General features: G+C 73.8%; 13 protein-coding genes, 1 pseudogene and 1 riboswitch. Of the genes and pseudogenes, 11 read left to right on the forward strand and 3 right to left on the reverse strand.

Going from position 1 to position 17,460, the window contains the following annotated elements:
* Window positions 1–49: 49 nt before the first annotated feature.
* Entirely contained in the window at window positions 50–1,612 is a 1,563-nt protein-coding gene (locus AC0QU1_RS11890) for a ricin-type beta-trefoil lectin domain protein (RefSeq protein ID WP_483576583.1), read from the forward strand.
* Between the two features lie 252 nt (window positions 1,613–1,864).
* On the opposite strand, the gene metE is transcribed toward AC0QU1_RS11890, so the two are convergent.
* Window positions 1,865–4,345: a 5-methyltetrahydropteroyltriglutamate--homocysteine S-methyltransferase gene (gene metE, locus AC0QU1_RS11895; RefSeq protein ID WP_483576584.1), complete on the reverse strand. Its 2,481-nt coding sequence runs from the start codon at window positions 4,343–4,345 to the stop codon at window positions 1,865–1,867.
* Between the two features lie 8 nt (window positions 4,346–4,353).
* Window positions 4,354–4,456: riboswitch (SAM riboswitch) on the reverse strand.
* A 339-nt stretch (window positions 4,457–4,795) separates the two neighbouring features.
* On the opposite strand from metE, the gene AC0QU1_RS11900 reads away from it, so the two are divergent.
* From AC0QU1_RS11900 to AC0QU1_RS11910, 3 genes and pseudogenes are all read left to right on the forward strand, one after another.
* The gene (locus AC0QU1_RS11900) at window positions 4,796–4,921 is read left to right on the forward strand and encodes a hypothetical protein (RefSeq protein WP_483576818.1); all 126 of its coding nucleotides are present in this window, start codon (window positions 4,796–4,798) and stop codon (window positions 4,919–4,921) included.
* Window positions 4,897–5,184, forward strand: a pseudogene (locus AC0QU1_RS11905) (type 1 glutamine amidotransferase family protein); the annotation flags it as partial. The gene AC0QU1_RS11900 and the pseudogene AC0QU1_RS11905, both read left to right, overlap by 25 nt.
* Window positions 5,185–5,264: 80 nt before the next feature.
* Entirely contained in the window at window positions 5,265–6,170 is a 906-nt protein-coding gene (locus AC0QU1_RS11910; protein ID WP_483576585.1) for a LysR family transcriptional regulator, read from the forward strand.
* Between the two features lie 214 nt (window positions 6,171–6,384).
* On the opposite strand, the gene AC0QU1_RS11915 is transcribed toward AC0QU1_RS11910, so the two are convergent.
* Window positions 6,385–7,542, reverse strand: a complete 1,158-nt coding sequence (locus tag AC0QU1_RS11915; RefSeq protein ID WP_483576586.1) for a Cmx/CmrA family chloramphenicol efflux MFS transporter — start codon at window positions 7,540–7,542, stop codon at window positions 6,385–6,387.
* Window positions 7,543–7,909: 367 nt separating this feature from the next.
* Here AC0QU1_RS11915 and AC0QU1_RS11920 point away from each other — a divergent pair, with 367 nt between their 5' ends.
* The 5 genes from AC0QU1_RS11920 to AC0QU1_RS11940 all read left to right on the forward strand — a co-directional run bounded on the left by AC0QU1_RS11920 (window position 7,910) and on the right by AC0QU1_RS11940 (window position 12,650).
* Window positions 7,910–8,668 carry an SDR family NAD(P)-dependent oxidoreductase gene (locus tag AC0QU1_RS11920; RefSeq protein ID WP_483576587.1) on the forward strand — a complete coding sequence of 253 codons (759 nt, stop codon included), beginning with the start codon at window positions 7,910–7,912 and terminating at the stop codon, window positions 8,666–8,668.
* A 154-nt stretch (window positions 8,669–8,822) separates the two neighbouring features.
* Window positions 8,823–9,656 carry an HAD family hydrolase gene (locus tag AC0QU1_RS11925; RefSeq protein ID WP_483576588.1) on the forward strand — a complete coding sequence of 278 codons (834 nt, stop codon included), beginning with the start codon at window positions 8,823–8,825 and terminating at the stop codon, window positions 9,654–9,656.
* Between the two features lie 63 nt (window positions 9,657–9,719).
* On the forward strand, window positions 9,720–10,994 hold the full coding sequence (locus AC0QU1_RS11930; protein WP_483576589.1) for a YibE/F family protein: 1,275 nt from the start codon (window positions 9,720–9,722) through the stop codon (window positions 10,992–10,994).
* A 91-nt stretch (window positions 10,995–11,085) separates the two neighbouring features.
* Window positions 11,086–11,982 carry an NADP-dependent oxidoreductase gene (locus AC0QU1_RS11935; protein ID WP_483576590.1) on the forward strand — a complete coding sequence of 299 codons (897 nt, stop codon included), beginning with the start codon at window positions 11,086–11,088 and terminating at the stop codon, window positions 11,980–11,982.
* Window positions 11,979–12,650 (forward strand): HAD family hydrolase, encoded by a 672-nt coding sequence (locus AC0QU1_RS11940; protein WP_483576591.1) that lies wholly within the window; start codon window positions 11,979–11,981, stop codon window positions 12,648–12,650. The genes AC0QU1_RS11935 and AC0QU1_RS11940 overlap by 4 nt, the downstream gene beginning before the upstream one ends.
* A 4-nt stretch (window positions 12,651–12,654) precedes the next feature.
* Here AC0QU1_RS11940 and AC0QU1_RS11945 read toward each other — a convergent pair whose 3' ends face one another.
* A complete protein-coding gene (locus AC0QU1_RS11945; protein WP_483576592.1) occupies window positions 12,655–15,180 on the reverse strand; it encodes a choice-of-anchor P family protein in 2,526 nt (841 codons plus the stop codon).
* Between the two features lie 168 nt (window positions 15,181–15,348).
* Between AC0QU1_RS11945 and AC0QU1_RS11950 the strand changes: the two genes are divergently transcribed.
* Window positions 15,349–16,152: an SDR family NAD(P)-dependent oxidoreductase gene (locus AC0QU1_RS11950; protein WP_483576593.1), complete on the forward strand. Its 804-nt coding sequence runs from the start codon at window positions 15,349–15,351 to the stop codon at window positions 16,150–16,152.
* 104 nt (window positions 16,153–16,256) lie between these two features.
* Entirely contained in the window at window positions 16,257–17,207 is a 951-nt protein-coding gene (locus AC0QU1_RS11955; RefSeq protein ID WP_483569567.1) for a hypothetical protein, read from the forward strand.
* Window positions 17,208–17,460: the final 253 nt, after the last annotated feature.

Here is a 17,460-nt window from a genome sequence, read left to right on the forward strand (position 1 = left end):
GCCTGACAAGGAGCACACCATGTCCAGATCCCTGAGAGCGTCCCGTTCTTTGATAGCGCTGTCAGCCACCGCGCTCGTGGTCGGTACGGCGTTCACCGGTGCCACGGCTGCGGGGGCAGAGCCGCCCGCGCAGAGGCCGAGCACCGAGTCCGCATCGGTCGCAGCGGCCGACGCCCTGCCGCCGACGGCCGAGACCCTGCCCGCCGGCCAGGTCCGCGCGATGGAGCGCGACCTCGGGCTGACGCGGGCCGAGGTCGCCGAGCGCCTGGCGCTCGACTCCGAGACCGCCCTGATCGAGGCGCACCTCACCGCGCGTCTCGGCGGCGCCTACGCGGGCACCTGGCTGCCCGACGGCGCCGACGCCCCGCGCGTCGCCGTGACCAGCGCTTCGGCGGCCCAGGTGGCCGAGCGGGCGGGCGCCGACGCCGTCGTCGTTGAGCACAGTCTCGACGAGCTGACGGAGTGGAAGGAGGCCTTCGACGAGGTGGGTGCGCCCACCTCCGTGCACTCGTGGTACGCGGACCCGACCACGAACGAGGTGGTCGTCGAGGCCGCCGACGTCAAGGCGGCCAAGGCGATGATCGCAGAGGCGGGGGCGCCGGCCGACGTCGTGCGGGTGGAGAAGTCCACCGTCGCGCCGAAGCTGGCGCGCGACATCCGCGGCGGCGACGAGTTCCACCGGCCCACCGGCGACGGGTGGGTCACCCTGTGCTCGATCGGGTTCGTCGTGCAGGGCGGGTTCGTCACCGCCGGGCACTGCGGCTCGACCGGCAATGCCGTCAACGCGCCGGACGGCACGGCGCTCGGCACCTATCGGGGGTCGACCTTCCCCGGCCACGACTGGGCGTGGGTCGGGACGAACAGCAACTGGACGCCCACCCCGACGGTGAACAACTACGCGGGCGGCACGGTGTCGGTCGCGGGCTCCGCCGAGCAGGGCATCGGCGCGGCGGTGTGCCGCTCGGGCCGCACGACGGGCTGGCGGTGCGGCGTCATCCAGGAGAAGAACGTCACCATCAACTACGGCAGCGGCGACATCCCGGGCATGGCGATCGGCTCGGCGTGCGCCGAGGGCGGCGACTCCGGCGGCTCGGTGATCTCCGGGAACCAGGCGCAGGGCGTGACGTCGGGCCGCATCGGCGACTGCTCCACGAACGGCCGGTTCATCTACCAGCCGCTGAACCCGATCCTGAACGCCTACGGGCTGCAGCTCACCACGACGTCGGGCGGCGGTGGACGCGCGATCATCGGGCTGGCCGGCAAGTGCATCGACGTGCCGAACAGCGAGTTCACCGACGGCAAGCGGCTGCAGCTCTGGACGTGCAACGGCACGGCCGCGCAGCGCTGGACGTTCGCCTCGGACGGCACCGTGCGGGCCGGGGGCCTGTGCATGGACGTGGCGTGGGCCAACACCGCCGACGGCACGGCCGTGCAGCTCGCGAACTGCAGCGGCAACCCCGCGCAGCAGTTCGTGCTGAGCGGCGCGGGCGACCTCGTGTCCGTGCTGGCGAACAAGTGCGTGGACGTGCCGAGCTCGAACAGCGCGGACGGCACGCCGCTGCAGATCTGGACGTGCAACGGCACGGCCGCACAGAAGTGGCGCCTCGGCTGAGCGAGAGGGTGCTTACGGAGCCGGTGAACCCTTGACGGCCGCGTTCTGGGTACTGCCGGTGCAATGAGCCTCGCGGGCAGGTGTTGCGCGGAGTAGATCACGTCTACTCCGCGCAACACCTGCCCGCGACGCGGTTGTCCTCCGACGCCGGCCGCGGTTTCCCCGGCGGGTCGGAACCTCGCGCCGCGGCTTTCGCCGGCCGCAGCCTTTCCGTCGGTCGCCGTCTCCTGACGGCGGCCGACGCGCCGTCGCTCAGAGCGTCGCGCGCACCCTGCGTGCCGCTGCCACCAGGTTGCGCAGGGACTCCGTGGTCTCCGCGTACCCGCGGGTCTTCAGGCCGCAGTCCGGGTTGACCCAGACCAGCCGCGGGTCGATGGACTTGGCGGCCAGCGACACGAGGTCGGTCACCTCCTCGACCGACGGCACCCGCGGGCTGTGGATGTCGTAGACTCCCGGCCCGATGCCGCGCCCGTACCCGGCGTCGGCCAGCTCCGGCACGATCTCCATGCGGGACCGCGCCGCCTCCACGGACGTCACGTCGGCGTCGAGACCGTCGATCGCGCCGATCACCTGGCCGAACTCCGAGTAGCACAGGTGGGTGTGCACCTGCGTGGCGGAGTCGGCCCCGGCGGTAGCCAGCCGGAACGAGCGCACCGACCAGTCCAGGTAGGCCGGGTGCGCCGATCGCCGCAGCGGCAGCAGCTCGCGCAGCGCCGGCTCGTCCACCTGCACGACGCCGATCCCCGCCGCCTCCAGGTCCGTCACCTCGTCGCGCAGGGCGAGGGCGACCTGGTCGGCGGTGTCGCCCAGCGGCAGGTCGTCGCGCACGAACGACCAGGCCAGGATCGTGACCGGCCCGGTGAGCATGCCCTTGACCGGCTTGTCGGTGAGCGACGCGGCGTAGGCCGTCCAGTCCACCGTCAGGGGCGCGGGACGCGACACGTCGCCCCACAGGATCGGCGGCCGCACGCAGCGTGAGCCGTACGACTGCACCCAGCCGTGCACGGTGGTCGCGAAGCCGTCGAGCTGCTCGGCGAAGTACTGCACCATGTCGTTGCGCTCGGGCTCGCCGTGCACCAGCACGTCCAGGCCCAGCTCCTCCTGGAGCGCGACGGTGCTCGCGATCTCGGCGCGCATCGCCGCCGTGTAGTCGGCGTCGGACAGGTCGCCGCGCACCCAGGCGGCGCGCGTGCTCCGGATCGCGGCCGTCTGCGGGAACGAGCCGATGGTCGTGGTCGGCAGCGGCGGCAGGCCGAGCCGCGCCTGCTGGGCGGCGGCCCGCTCCGCGTAGGGCGCGCGTTCGACATCGGCCGCGGTGAGCGCCGCGGTCCGCGCGCGGACTCCCGGCACGACGACGCCGGGCGCCTCGGCGCGCGACCGGACCGCCGCGGTCGACGCCGCGAGCCGGTCGGCCACGGCCGCCCGCCCCTCGGCCAGGCCGGTCGCGAGCGTCACGACCTCGGCCACCTTCTGGTCCGCGAACGCGAGCCACGACTTCAGGCCGGCGTCGAGGCGCGGCTCGTCGCCGACGTCGTGCGGCACGTGCAGCAGCGACGTCGAGGTGCCGACGGCGACGGCCGCGGCGCCGACTCCGGTGCCCGCCGCCGTCAGGCCCTCCAGGGTGGTCAGTCGCGCGTCGAGGTCGGCGCGCCAGATGTTGTGCCCGTCGATCACGCCCGCGACCAGCGTCTTGGTCTCCAGGCCGGGCACGGGCCCGGTCGGCACTGCGCCGCGGACGAGGTCGATCGCTATCGCCTCGACGTCGGTGCCGGCCAGCAGGGCGAGCCCGTCTCCGGCCTCGCCGCGCAGGCCGTCGCCCGTTTCGCCGTCGGCCTTGCTGCGTAGGTCGCCGTACGGTGCGGTGACGAGGATCGCGGGCCGCTCGGCGACGCCGTTCGGGCCGGGAGCGGGGGAGAGGTCGGTCGCGAGGCGTGCGTAGGCGCGGCGGACGGCGTCGGCCACCTCGGGGAACGGGACGCCGAGCAGGTCGGTGACCAGGGCGGGCTCGTCGAGCTGCACCCAGGGCGCTCCCGCGGCGGCCAGGGCGCGCAGCAGGTCGGCGTACGCCGCGACGACGTCGTCCAGCCGGTCCAGCGGGCGGAAGCCCTCGGGGCAGCCGGCGGCCGCCTTGCTGAGCAGCAGGAACGTCACCGGGCCGACGAGTACGGGCCGGGTCACGACGGCCTGGCCGCCGTCCGCGGGGCGGGCCAGCTCGGTGAACTCGCGCACGGCGCGGTCGTCGACGAACCCGAGCGGGGTGTTCGGCCCGATCTCCGGGACGAGGTAGTGGTAGTTGGTGTCGAACCACTTGGTCATCTCGAGCGGGGGCTTGTCGCCCTCGCCGCGGGCGAGCGTGAAGTAGGCCGCGAGGGAGAGCGGCGAGCGGTCGGCGGGGACTGCCGGGCCGGCGGAGGGGGCCGAGCCCGTCCCGGCCTGCACCAGATCCTCGAACCGCTCGGGGACCGCGCCGAGCAGGGCGACGGCGTCGAGCACCTGGTCGTAGAACGAGAACGAGCCGGGGACGACGGCGGACCCGGCGTCCAGGCCGAGGCCGACGAGGTGGCGGGCCGTGGTGAGCCGGAGGTCGCGGGCGATCGCCTCCAGCTCGTCGGCGGTGGTGCGTCCGGCCCAGAAGGCCTCGACGGCGCGCTTGAGCTCGCGGCGCCGGCCGATGCGCGGGTAGCCGAGGATCGTGGCGCGGGGGAGGTGCGGGTGTGGGGACTCGACTGCCATGCGTATCAGCTCCATCGGACCTGGCGTTAGCACCTTGCCTCGGAATTGGCGCTCCGAGGCAGGTTGCTGCGGTGTCGTGGAGCCAGGACTCTCGACCGCTCTGGATGATTGACCTGGATCGTAAGCATGCCCGGGATGTGGTCGGCAAACCGTCCACTTTTCAAGACGGCGCTCTGATTGCCGGCGTTGCGGGCCAAATAGTGTGCCAAGCGCGCTGCGCACACCGGGCCGCCGTCCGCAGGCCCAGCCCGCCGCAAGCCCACGCAATTGACCATGCAGTTACTGCGGCAACGGGCCGTGGACCAGCAGTAACCACATGGTCAAGTCGGTGGTCATCAGGATGGTTATGGATGGCGGTGTTGGCGGCGGAGTTCGGTGATGGATCCTGGCGTTTCCCACGGAGTCCCATCCGAGAACCCGGAGAACCCGAACCCGAGAAGGCAGGACCACATGTCGAAGATCCTCATGGTCATCTCCTCCGCGGCGAGCCTGCGGCTGGCCGACGGCACCACCCAGCCGACCGGCTACTGGGCCGAGGAGGTCGCTGCCTGTGCCACGGCGTCGCCGGACTGCTGAGCGCCGAGGCACCTGACGGCGCGTTCGCCTACGCCGGGCGTGCGCTCACCGCGTTCACCGACGAGGAGGAGCACCAGGGCGGCCTGGGCGACGGCGCGCCGTTCCTGGTCGAGTCCCGGCTGCGCGAGCGGGGCGCCGTCGTGCAGACCGGGCCTGCCTGGAGCAGTACCGTCGTCCGGGACGGCAACCTGATCACCGGGCAGAACCCCCAGTCGAGTGTGGCCACGGCCGAGGCGGTGCTCAAGGCGCTCGCGGAACGGTGACGGGCGTCGTCCGCGGCCCCGTCGGTAGCCTTGCCCCAGGCGAGGACGGTCGGCGGCCTCTGTGACGGAGGGTGACGCGGGTGCCGAGTCTTGATCTCCTGGCCACGTTCCTGGAGGTCTACCGCACCGGCTCGCTGTCCGCGGCGGCCGACCGGCTCGGCGTGAGCCAGCCCGCCGTCACCGGGCAGCTCGCCCGCCTCGAGGAACAGCTCGGGACCACGCTGTTCGTGCGGTCCAGCAGGGGTGCGCAGCCCACCGAACGGGCGACGGCGCTGGCCGCCCAGGTCGGCCTCCACGTGGACGGGCTCCGCGCGGCGCTCGGCGCCGGGAGCGAGGACCGTCCGGTCGGCGGGCTCGTCCACGTGGGCGGCGCCGCCGAGCTGATGACCCTCCGGGTGCTGCCGCTCCTGGCGCCGATGATCGCCCAGGGTGTCCAGGTCCGGGCGGCCTTCGGGCTGGGCGACGAGCTGCTGGCGGCACTGACGGCGGGTCGCCTCGACGTCGTCGTCTCCTCGGTACGCCCCCGGCAGGACGGCGTGGCCGCCGCACCGCTGGTCGACGAGGAGTTCTTGCTCGTGGGGCCGCCGTCGCTGGCCCACACCGTCGACCCGGTGCGGCTCGAGGCCGACCCGGTCGCCGCGCTGTCGCACCTGCCGATCGTGGCCTACGCGGAGGAGCTCCCGATCGTTCGCCGTTACTGGCGCAGCGAGTTCGGGCGCCGGCCGCCCAACGCGGCGTCGCTGGTGGTCCCGGACCTCCGCGCGGTCCTCGCCGCCGTGATCGCAGGGGCCGGGGTCTCCGTCCTGCCCCGGTACGTCGTCGCCCCGGCGCTGGAGGCGGGCCAGGTGGTCCAGCTCCACCACCCCGAGGCGCCGCCGCTGAACACCCTGTTCCTGGCGGTACGACACGGCGTGCCGCACAGCCCGGCCCTGGCCGCGGTGCACGCGCGGCTCACGGAGGCCGCCCGCGAGTGGGGGAGTCTCTAGGGCGGGTACAGCGATGCGCCGAACCGGCGGTTGCCCTGAGGCCTGCGCGCCGAGCCGCAAGTTGGTGACGATGGCGGACGCCGAGCCGCAAGTTGGTGACGACGACCGACGCCGAGCCGCAAGTTGCTCGCACATCCGGCCGCCCAACCGCAACGACACGCCGATCTGACCCGGCGGATTCGGCGTGTCGTTGCGGTTCGGCGTGGCCAGTCGGTCAGTCGGCCGGGTGGGGAGCGCGTCGCGTCGTCGTCCAGAGGATGACGGCGGTGGTCGCGAGGGCCGCGCTCACCGTCAGCGGGCCGGTGACTCCGAGCGGTTCGATGGCGGCGCCGGCGAGGACCGGGCCGATCAGGGCGCCGAGGTTGAGCGCGACGGTCGAGAACGCCCCGCCCATGGTGGGCGCGGCCTGCGCGGAGGCCATGCTGCGAGCGATCAGCGTGCCGCCGATGGCGAACGAGAGCGCGCCCTGTACCGGGGCCAGCAACCACACGACCAGGGGGACCGTCGGGATCGCCGCCCACAGGAGCCAGCCCGCCAGGAGCGCCGGTGTGCCGCCGCCGAGCACGAGCCGCCAGTGAGCGTCCGCGAGGCGGCCCGCCGCCGTGACGCCGGCGAAGGCGCCCAGCCCGAACAGCGCCAGAACTACCGGCACCAGCGACGAGGTGAGCCCGGCGCCGTCGGTCACGAGGGGTGCCAGGTAGGTGAACGCGCCGAACGTCGCGCCGTTCACCAGGACGGCGAGCATGAGGCTGCGCCGCAGGTCGGCGGAGCGGAGGGCGCCGAGCTCCGCGCGGAGGTCCACCGCGGGGTGCGGCAGACGAGGGCCCAGCCGCCCCGGCGTCAGACCGACGACGGCGACCAGCGCGACCGCCGACACCCCGCCGATCGCCCACAGCGCCGAGCGCCAGCCCCAGAGGTCGCCGAGGAGAGCCCCGGCGGGGACGCCGGCGATCAGGGCGAGCGTGGTGCCGCCGAGGATCGTGGCCAGCGCCCGGGCCTGCCGGGCGGCCGGGACGATCAGCGGCACCGTGGAGAGCGCGACGGCGAGGAACCCGGCGTTCGCCAGGGCCGCGACGAACCGCGTGGCGAGCAGGACGGCGAACTGGTCGGTGAGCGCGCCGACCACGTGTGCCGCGACGAAGAGCAGCAGGCAGGCGGACAGGGTCCAGCGGGGCGGCAGCCGTCGTCCGAGGGCCGCCGTGAGGGGTGCGCCGACGACCATGCCGACGGCGAAGCCCGAGGTCAGGGAGCCGGCCTGGGCGAGGGAGACGCCGAGGCCGATGGAGATGCCGGGCACGAGCCCGGCGAGGACGAATTCCGACGTGCCTTGCGCGAAGACCGCGACAGCGAGCACGTAGAGCAGGACAGGCATGAACGACTCCGAAGGGGAGAGGGAACGGGTAGGCCGTGGCGGCACTACGGGCCCTTCGGATGCGCGGAACGGCGCCCGTTCGCGGAGCGGGGCTCGCGGAGCGGGGGACGAGGTCGTGCCTCGCCGGGTCTCTACAGGGGCATCTCGGGCTACCGGAGTACCGGCAGCCCGAACCTGGATGCTTCTGGAGACCTCACCCGGCGAAGCTATCACGGCCCGCCGAGCAGGATCAGGCAAGAACGCGCGAGGAAAGCCAGCACCGTCCGGCCCCGCGATCACCTTGACTTGAGCACGAGTCAGGGCACGAGATCCCTGCCTCCCGCAAGAGGTCAGCAGCACTGTTCGACAATCGAGACAGGGGTACACCATGTCGATCACCGTCGTCGTCGGAGCCAGCTCCGGCATCGGGCAGGCCGCCGCGATCCGCGCCGCGCAGGGCGGGTCCGGCGTCATCGTCACCTACAACTCGAACCGGGACGGGGCGCTCGAGACCGTCGCGCGCATCGAGGAGGCCGGCGGCACCGCCGTCGCCCTGCCGCTCGACGTCGGCGACAGCGCGACGTTCCCCGCGTTCCGCGCCGCCGTCGAGCGGGCCCTGGCGGAGACCTGGGGCGCGCAGCAGATCACGGGGCTGGTCAACAACGCCGGGTACGGCGGCGGGACGCTGTTCGCCGACACCACCGAGAAGCAGCTCGACGACTTCTACCGGGTCATCTTCAAGGGCCCGTACCTGGTGACCCAGACCCTGCTCCCGCTGCTCGCGGACGGCGGGGCGATCGTGAACACCGCCAGCAGCTCGGCGGGCACGGCCGGGCTCTCGGAGGGGTACTCGGCCTACGGGTCGATGAAGGGTGCCGTCGTCGTGCTGACCCGGTACCTCGCCAAGGAGCTCGGCGCGCGCGGCATCCGGGTGAACTCGGTGTCGCCCGGACCGACGAACACCCCGTTCGCGGGCGGCGCGTTCGAGGAGTTCCCCGAGCTGACCGCCGACCTCGTGGGGCGCACGGTCCTGGGCCGCATCGGCCGGCCCGACGACGCCGGCTCGGTGATCGCGTTCCTCCTGTCCGACGGCGGCCGCTGGGTCACCGCGCAGAACATCGACGTGACGGGCGGGTTCAACCTGTAGGCGGAGCGTCGCCCATCCGCCGCGCCGTGTATCGTTTCGGCCGTCGCAAGCCCCTGACCTGCGACAAGAGGTCTCCTACCCCCCAAACGGATAGTTCCAAAATGTCCTAGTATGAGGGATCATGGGCCTTGCCGCCTATCACCAGGGGAATATCGTGACCGCGACCGCCTCCGGGGCCACCGCAGCAGTGTCCGAGGTGCCGACGTCGACACCCGCCCTCGTCGCCTGCGACGTCGACGGCACGCTGCTCCGTACCGGTAGGCGGGCCACGCCCGCCGTGCTGGACGCGCTCGCGGCCGTCCGCGCCGCCGGGCACCACCTGGTGATCGCGACGGGCCGGTCCCTGTCCGGCGCCGTGCAGGTGGTGCGGCAGCTCGGCATCGGCGAGGGCTGGGTGGTCGCGGCGAACGGGGCGGTGACCGCGCTGCTGCACCCCGACGGGTACACCATCACCGAGGTGACGCCGCTGGACACCGAGCCGGTGGCCCGCCTGGTCGCGCGGACCCGGCCGGACCTGCGGCTCGCCGCCGAGGTGGTCGGCACCGGGTACCGGGTCACCAAGCGGTTCCCCGAGCGGCAGCTCAACGGGCACCAGGAGGTGCTCGGCCGGTTCGAGGACGTCTGGGCGCGGCCGACGCCCCGGCTCGTCGTGTACGGCCAGTGGGCGCGGCGGCTCACGCCGGCGCTGCGCGCGTCGGGCGTCACGGCGATCCCCACCCGCGTGGACTGGGTGGACGTCACGGCCCCCGGCATCAGCAAGGCGACCGCCCTGGAGAGCATCCGCGCCGAGCTGGGGGTCGCGCCGTCGCGCACGGTCGCCATCGGCGACGGCGAGAACGACCTCGAGATGCTGGGCTGGGCGGCGCTGTCGATCGCCATGGGCCAGGCGTCCGACGCCGTCCGCGCCGTCGCCGACCGCGTCACCGGCACGGTCGAGGAGGACGGCGCGGCGCGCGCTCTCTTGGAGGCGCTCCTCCCGACGGGCTGACCTGCCGACAGCTCACCCCCGTTCCGCCGCGCCCGCACGGCCGGGCTGGGCCAGGATGACCGCATGGTGCACGCTCACTCGCACGGCGCCGCCACGCCGTCGCCCCAGATCCCGTCCGCGCCCACCACACCGCCTACCACGCCCCGCACGACGTTCCTCCTGGTCGTGAGCCTGGTCTCCGTACTGCTCCTGACCCTGGCCGGCCTCTGGCTGCTGTGGCCCAGCGGCAGCGACGTGCCCGACCGAGTGCCCGCCCGCGCGGCGGGCACCTCGGTGGTCCACGCGACGGTCGCCGGCCCGGCCGACCCCACGACGGGCAGCATCCCGGTGGAGCTGGCGGACGGCGGCAAGTCCCGGCTGCAGTCGCCCGGCCCGTCGGTCCCGCTCGCCCAGGGCGACCGGATCACCGCCCTCGACATCTCGCAGGTCTCGCAGCCCGGCGTCGACCCGCTCGTCTTCCTGGACTTCCAGCGGGACCTGCCGATCGCGCTGCTGGCGGTCGCCTACGCCGCCGTCGTGCTGCTGGTCGCGCGGTGGCGCGGGCTGGCCGCCCTGGCCGGGCTCGGCCTGGCGTTCGCGGTGCTGCTGAGCTTCACCCTGCCCGCGCTGCTGGCGGGCGAGTCGGCGGTCGGCGTGGCGCTGGTGACGTCGTCCCTGATCATGTTCGTCACGCTGTACCTGGCGCACGGGCTGTCCGCGCGGACCTCCACGGCCCTGCTCGGCACGCTGGTCGGCCTCGCACTGACGGCGGGCATCGCCGCCTGGGCCGCCGACGCCGCGCAGGTCACCGGCACGACGTCGGAGGTGTCCGCGTTCCTGCCGTCCAGCGCGCCCGGCGCCGACCTGCGGGGGATCGCGCTGTGCGGCATCGTCCTGGCCGGCATGGGCGTGCTCAACGACGTGACGATCACCCAGGCGTCGGCCGTGTGGGAGCTGCGCGGCGTGGCGCCGACGGCGACGCGGGCCGAGCTGTTCGCGCGCGCCATGCGGATCGGGCGCGACCACATCGCCTCGACCGTCTACACGATCGCCTTCGCCTACGTCGGCGCCGCCCTGCCGCTGCTCATGCTGGTCTGGCTCGTGGACCAGCCGCCGACCGCCGCCCTGACGTCCGGCGAGATCGCCGAGGAGGTGGTGCGCACGCTCGTCGGTTCGATCGGCCTCGTGCTCGCCATCCCGATCACCACCGCCATCGCCGCGCTCACGGTTCCCGGGCCGACGGCGGAGCCCGCCCCGGGCGCACCGTCGTCCGACCCGGCGGCCGACCCCGAGCTGACGGTGCCGGTACCCGAGGCGTGGGCACGGGTGCAGCCGGCGCCGGAGCAGCGTCCGACGTAGCCCGGCATGTTCCGTGACGCGGCATGTTTCGTGGCCGGGAGTGGTTACGCGTCCTGGACGGCGGATACCGTCCAGAAGAGGGAGGACACAGATGCGCGCAGTGGTCTACGACCGGTTCGGGGGACCCGAGGTGCTGCACCTCGGCGAGGTGCCGGAGCCGGAGGCCGGTCCCGGCCGGGTCCGGGTGCGGGTCGAGGCGGTGAGCCTGAACGCGTTCGACGGCAAGGTCCGGTCGGGCGCCATGGAGGCCGCCTTCCGCACGCCGCTGCCGGGTGTGCCCGGCCTGGAGGCCGCGGGCGTCGTGGACCAGGTCGGGGCCGACGTCGGCGGGGTCGCCCCCGGGGACCGCGTCACCGGGTGGACCAGCCGGGGCGCCGCCGAGCTCGCCGTCCTGAGCCGGTGGGCGCCGGTGCCCGACGGCCTGGACCCGGCCCAGGCGGCGGCCCTGCCCGTCGTGGGCGAGACCGCCCGCCGCACGCTGCGGATCCTCGACCTCAAGCCGGGGGAGACCCTGCTGGTGCACGGCGCGAGCGGCGGCATCGGCGGGCTCGCGACCCAGCTCGCCGTCGCGGCGGGCGTGACCGTGATCGGCACGGCGTCGCCGGCGAACCAGGCGCGGGTCACCGCGTACGGGGCAACGGCCACCACCTACGGCCCGGGGCTCGTCGACCGCGTCCGCGCGCTCACGCCCGTCGTCGACGCCGTGCTCGACACCTCCGGCCGCGGCGCCCTGCCCGACAGCATCGAGCTGCGGGGCGGCACCGACCGCGTCCTGACCATCGCCGACCCGGCCGCCGGCGAGCTGGGCGTCCGGATCACCGAGCGCTCCGAGCCGTCGGCGCAGGACCTCGCCGACCTGATCGGCCTCGTGCTCCGCGGCGAGGTGTCGGTGCCGGTGGCCCACGTGCTGCCCCTGGCCCAGGCGGCGCGCGCCCAGAGCCTGGTCGACGAAGGCCGCACCGCCGGCAAGGTCGTGCTCGTGCCGTGACCGACCCCGCCGGCCTGCTCGCCGCCGCCCGGGCCGTGCTGCTCGACTTCGACGGTCCGGTCACGGCCCTGCTGCCCGCACCGGTCAACCGGCAGGCCGCCGACGCGGGGTGGGCGGCGCTCGCCGCTCGCGGCACCACCCCGCCGGCCGGCCTGGTGGGGACGAGCGACCACCTCGCCGTCGTCCGCTGGGCGTGGGCGCATGCGCCAGAGGCGCTGCCGGACGCCGAGGCGGCGTGCACCGCGGCGGAGGTCCAGGCCGCCCGGCGTTCCGCGCCGACGCCGGGTGCGCACGACCTGCTGGCGGCGCTGCGCGCGTCGGGCGTACCGGTGGTGATCGTGAGCAACAACGCCGCGGAGGCCGTGCGCGCGTACCTGGAGCGGTGGGGGCTCGCCGGCGCGGTGCGCGACGTCGTGGGCCGGCCGCGCTACCGGCCCGACCTCATGAAGCCGCACCCGCACATGGTCCAGGCCGCGCTGGGCGCCGTCGGCGGCCGGGCGGGTGCGGCGGTCCTGGTCGGGGACTCGGTGTCCGACGTCGAGGTGGCCCGGCGCGCGGGCGTGCGCTCGATCGGCTACGCCAAGACCCTGCGGCGCGGGCGGGAGCTCCACGCCGCAGGGGCCGACGCCGTCACGGAGAGCATCAGGGCCCTCGTGCCGGCACACTAGCTGGCTAGCCGAGCCGGCAGTTGCCGACCACCACCTCCTGACCCGCCGCGCGCACCCGGATCGCGTTCTGCACCAGGCGGCCCTCGGCGTCGGTGGTGCTCTCGTTGTAGGCCACCTCCGCCAGGCCCAGCACCGACAGGGAGCCGGAGCCGGAGCCGATGGGAATGCCGTTGATGGTGCCGACCAGCGAGCTGCGCTCGATCCCGCTGGCGTCGGCGGTGCAGGTGCTCTGGATGTCGGTGATCCGCACGAGCCCGTTGAGCAGGGTCACGTCGGCGACGCTGGTCTCGACCTCGGTGCGGCCGGTGGTGGTGCTGACGGTGCAGCTCACGTTCAGCGCGCCGACGCGGCCCACGAGCGTGTTCAGGGTCGCCGTCGACTGCTCGTCGTCCGGCGGGCAGCGGACGTCGGGGGTGCGGTCCACCTCCAGCAGGCCCGTCGCCGCTATCGCGTACCCGGCGCCCGGCACGTAGACCACGACGTCGACGGACTTGCTGTCGGCCCCGCCGTCGTCGTCGGTGATCGTTGCCGTGATGGTGCGCGGTCCGAGCCCGTCGAAGCCGTAGACGTGCTCCGCGGTGCAGCTCCCGCCGCCGGGCCGCTGGGCGACGGTTCCCGTGACCGGCTCGTCGCCGTCGCCGTAGTCGACCCGGCAGGTGTGCGTGTCGTTGGTGCCCGGGTCGGTGAAGGTCACGTTCACCGGGGCGGGCTGCCGGGCGTTGATGAGCTGGCCCGGCGTCGGCGCCGTGATCTGCGCCGCGGGCGCGACGTTGGCGACCGTCACCGTGGCTCTGTCGCTGACCGGGGAGGGTGCGCCGTGCGCGTCGTCGGCGGTGAGGGTGACCGTGAACGGGCCGTCGTCGGTACAGGTGACCGTGGTGCTGGGCGCGGCGGGGTTGCCGAAGGTGCAGGTCGCGCCCGGGTCGACGCCGGGCCCGGGGGCTACCGACCAGGCGATGGTCGGCGTGTCGTCCGGGTCGGTTACGGTGCCCGAGAGCGTGATCGGCGCGCCCTCCGCGCCGGTGACGTCGGGGCCGGCGTCGACGCGTGGGGGCGTGTTGCCGGTACCCGGCACGTCGGGGATGTCGCCGCCGCAGGGCAGTGCCTGAGGGCCGCAGCCGACCTGGACCCAGAACCGGTCACCGTGCAGGATCCGGTCGAACGAGTACCAGACGCCGAGCTTCGCGCCGGCCGACCGGTTGTGGCTCCGGTTGAGCGCCCTGGCCGAGTAGCTGTACTCCGTGTCCTCGTCGTAGTTTCTCAGGGCTGCGCCCTGGAATGTGCTCCGGTACGGGTACTCGTCGCAGTCCATCCGTTTGCTGGCGTAGTCGGGGTCGACCTCCAGGCAGGTTGCCACCGCGACGTCGTGGTTGCGCCTGTACCGCTCCTGTTCGTACTCGGGCCGCATCCGACTCAGGCTCTGGCGGGGCCGCTCGTTGGCGTTCCCTGGGATGATGCGGCCCGCCGGATCCGGGTTGATGAGGTGCGGCTTGGTGAAGGCCTCGAAGATGTGGAAGGCCTCCTCCTTGATCGCCTCGTCCTCCAGGTCGATGTAGTGGACGGGATGGATGTCGTCGAAGATGCAGCCGCCGCTCTCGCTCGCCGGCAGGTACGACGCGCTGTCGCATCGGTAGGTGACCTCGATGTCGGCGGTGTAGTCCGCGCCGGACGCGATGAATCGAGCGGAGAGGAAGCTGACGAGGTCGTCCTCGTGGAAGGGTGGCGTGCCCCCGCTGGGCAAGGAGTCGCCCATGAAGAAGTTCTCGTTGTAGACCCACTCCAGGCTTGCCCACTCGGCGAGGGGCTTCGTCACCGGTCCTTGCGCGTCGTCGTTCTCGCAGGAGGCCTGTCCCTGCCCGTCGCACACCATGTCGAGCGTCATGAGTGCCGTCGGGTCCACCGGACCTACCGGCCGCGGGTTCGAGATCCGCCACTGGAACCTGTTCCAGAGGCGGTCGCGTTCGCCCCATCCGACCAGTGTCAGGTCGAACCACATGGTCGCGATCACTCCGCTGCCGACCTTGTGCTCGAACGCGATGTCCGCCTCCCAGCACATCGCATAGCGGTTCTTGTACAACGGCGTGCCACGGTCGTTCGGAAACTCCTCCTCGCAGGAGTCCAGGTCGAACTCGCCGGGCTCGGGCAGCTCACCGGGCGCGACGTCGTAGGTGTCCTCGTCGTCCCACCACCACTCCTCGTCGGCGGCCATGGTCCTCGGCCGCGCGGCCCTGTCCTCCAGCCCTTCGGGCAGGATGGTGGGCTCCGCGATGTTCGTCGAGTTCTCCTGCACCGCCGCCGCCTCCTCGAGCGTGCGGCTCGGTCCGGCGGCGACGGCGTCCTCGTACGAGTCGAACGTGCGCCAGCCGGGTGGCGCGTCGCCCGCGCTCGACGGCGGCGGGCCGGACGCCGGCCCCGGTTCGTCGGCGCCCGCTGCGCTCGTGGCCGACGTCGACAGCGTCACGCCCGCCACTGCGGCGAACGCGATGAGCTGTCGGAGTACTCGCTTGGTGCTCGGTGCTGCCGTTGCCATGGCGCCCCCTAGCGCGGATACGTGGCGGGGGCGCGTCGTCGCGTCCCCCTGGATGCGTGACTGACCGGATACTCATGGTCGGCGCTGGTCACGGGGCGTGCCAGGCCTTTCGGGCATGCCCGAATCGGAGGACGGCGGCCAGCGGTCCGGCCTGGCACGATGACTGCCATGATGCGGACCTGGTTCGTGACCGGTGCGGGCCGCGGGCTGGGCCGCGCGATCGTCACGGCGGCCCTGGAGCGCGGCGACCGGGTGGCGGCGACGGCGCGCGACGTCGCCGCGCTGGACGACCTGGTGGCCGAGCGCGGCGACGCCGTCGTGCCGCTGCGCCTCGACGTGACCGACCCGGCCCAGGCCGGTGCCGCGGTGCGGACGGCGGTGGACCGGCTCGGCCGGATCGACGTCGTGGTGAACAACGCGGGCTACGGGCTGTTCGGCACGGTCGAGGAGATCACGCCGGACCAGCTCCGCGCGCAGCTCGAGGTCAACCTGCTCGGCGTGCTGCACGTGACCCAGGCGGCGCTGCCGGTGCTGCGGGCGCAGGGGTCGGGGCACGTGGTGCAGGTGTCCAGCTCCAGCGGCGTCGCCGCATGGCCGGGTCTCGGCGGCTACAGCGCGTCGAAGTGGGCGCTGGAAGGGCTGTCCGAGGCGCTCGCGCAGGAGGTGGCCGGGTTCGGCCTCCGGGTGACCCTCGTCGAGCCGGGCCCCGTGGACACCGCGTGGCGCGGCGAGTCGGCGGTGCGCGCCGCACAGCTTCCGGCGTACGACGCGCTCCGCGCCGCCTCGTGGCACCCGCCCGGCTCGTCGTCGCCCGCCGAAGTCGCCCGCGTGGTGCTCGCCGTCGTCGACGCGGACGATCCGCCGCTGCGGATCCTGCTGGGCGACCTCGCCGCCGACGCCGTGCTGCCCGCCACCGAGGAGCGCCTGGCCGCGTGGCGGCGGTGGGAGGACCTGGGCCGCTCGGCTGGGTGACGGCGGCGGGGCGGCTTGGCCGACGGCGGCGGGGCCGCTCGGCGGGCTGACGGCGGCGCCTCTTTCGTACCGCTCGTGACCTGCGCCGTCCTACCCTGAGCGGCATGACGGAGGAAGCACAGCGGGTCCAGGCCGAGCTGGAGGCCGCGCAGCAGGCGGTGTTCGAGCACACGCGGCTCACCGGCCGCCTCGGCGTGGCCCGGGCGGCGCTCGACGCCGCGGAAGTGGACCTGGTCAAGGCCACCGAGGTGCTGGAGGGTGAGGTCGCGGACGTCCAGCGGCTGGAGGACTTCAGCCCCACGCTGATCTGGGCGACCCTGCGCGGCGACCGCGACGAGCGGCTCGCCGCCGAGCGGGCCGAGCAGCGGGCCGCCGAGTACCGCGTGGCCTCCGCCCAGGCCGCTGCGGACAGCGCCCGGCGCGCGCACGCGGCGCTGCGCGCGGACCTGGACCGGCTCGGCGACGTCGTCGCCCGGCGCGACGCCGCGCTCGCGGCCAAGGAGGCCTGGGTGGTCGGGTCCGGGGCCGACGGCGCCACGGAGCTCACCCAGCTCGCGACCCAGGTGGGCACGGCCCGCGGCGAGCTGGCCGAGCTGCGCGAGGTGAGCGCAGCGGCCCAGCGGGCGGGCGAGGCGCTGTCCGACGCGCTGCAGCACCTGGACGACGCGAGCAACTGGGCCATGTACGACACGTTCGGCGGCGGCGGATTCATGTCCGACCTGATGAAGCGCGAGAAGATGGACCACGCCGTCGAGCTGATGCGGACCGCCGACGAGGCGCTGCGCGCGCTCACGCGGGAGCTCGGCGACCTGGGCCACGCCGGCGTCGGCGGCATCGAGACCGACGGCCTGGTCGGGACGTTCGACGTCTGGTTCGACAACATCTTCAGCGACTGGTCGGTCATGAACCGGATCAACGAGGCCCGCGACCGGGTGCGCGACGCCCTCGGCGCGGTCGGTCGGGTGCACCAGGGCGTCGACGAGCGGGCGGCGGGGCTGGAGGCACGGCTCACGGAGCTGACGGCCCGGCGGGAACGGCTGCTGACGGGGACGTGACGGGAGTGTTCCTTGGGCGCCCCGAACCGATGGACGACGGCGCCGAACCGCAACTAGGTCGTCGGTCGGGGCGCCGAACCGCAACATCCTCGTCAGTCCCGGCGTCGAACCGCAGGGAACTGGTCGATCGGCGCCGGGACTGACGAGGAACCTTCGGTTCGGCGGCCGCCGAGGTGGCTAACCTTCGGTTCGGCGGCTGGTCAGGTGACCAACTTGCGGTTCGGGCCTCGAACCGCAAGTTACACGCATCCCA

The sequence above is a fragment of the Promicromonospora noduliphila genome, from assembly GCF_056951025.1.

Excerpts from the sequence above, each read along its gene's own strand:
- AC0QU1_RS11935 (WP_483576590.1), top strand. The coding sequence starts at position 11,086 with ATGCGCGCAGTGGTCTACGACCGGTTCGGGGGACCCGAGGTGCTGCAC.
- AC0QU1_RS11955 (WP_483569567.1), top strand. The coding sequence starts at position 16,257 with ATGACGGAGGAAGCACAGCGGGTCCAGGCCGAGCTGGAGGCCGCGCAG.
- metE (WP_483576584.1), bottom strand. The coding sequence starts at position 4,345 with ATGGCAGTCGAGTCCCCACACCCGCACCTCCCCCGCGCCACGATCCTC.
- AC0QU1_RS11950 (WP_483576593.1), top strand. The coding sequence starts at position 15,349 with ATGATGCGGACCTGGTTCGTGACCGGTGCGGGCCGCGGGCTGGGCCGC.
- AC0QU1_RS11945 (WP_483576592.1), bottom strand. The coding sequence starts at position 15,180 with ATGGCAACGGCAGCACCGAGCACCAAGCGAGTACTCCGACAGCTCATC.
- AC0QU1_RS11900 (WP_483576818.1), top strand. The coding sequence starts at position 4,796 with ATGTCGAAGATCCTCATGGTCATCTCCTCCGCGGCGAGCCTGCGGCTG.
- AC0QU1_RS11920 (WP_483576587.1), top strand. The coding sequence starts at position 7,910 with ATGTCGATCACCGTCGTCGTCGGAGCCAGCTCCGGCATCGGGCAGGCC.
- AC0QU1_RS11930 (WP_483576589.1), top strand. The coding sequence starts at position 9,720 with ATGGTGCACGCTCACTCGCACGGCGCCGCCACGCCGTCGCCCCAGATC.
- AC0QU1_RS11915 (WP_483576586.1), bottom strand. The coding sequence starts at position 7,542 with ATGCCTGTCCTGCTCTACGTGCTCGCTGTCGCGGTCTTCGCGCAAGGC.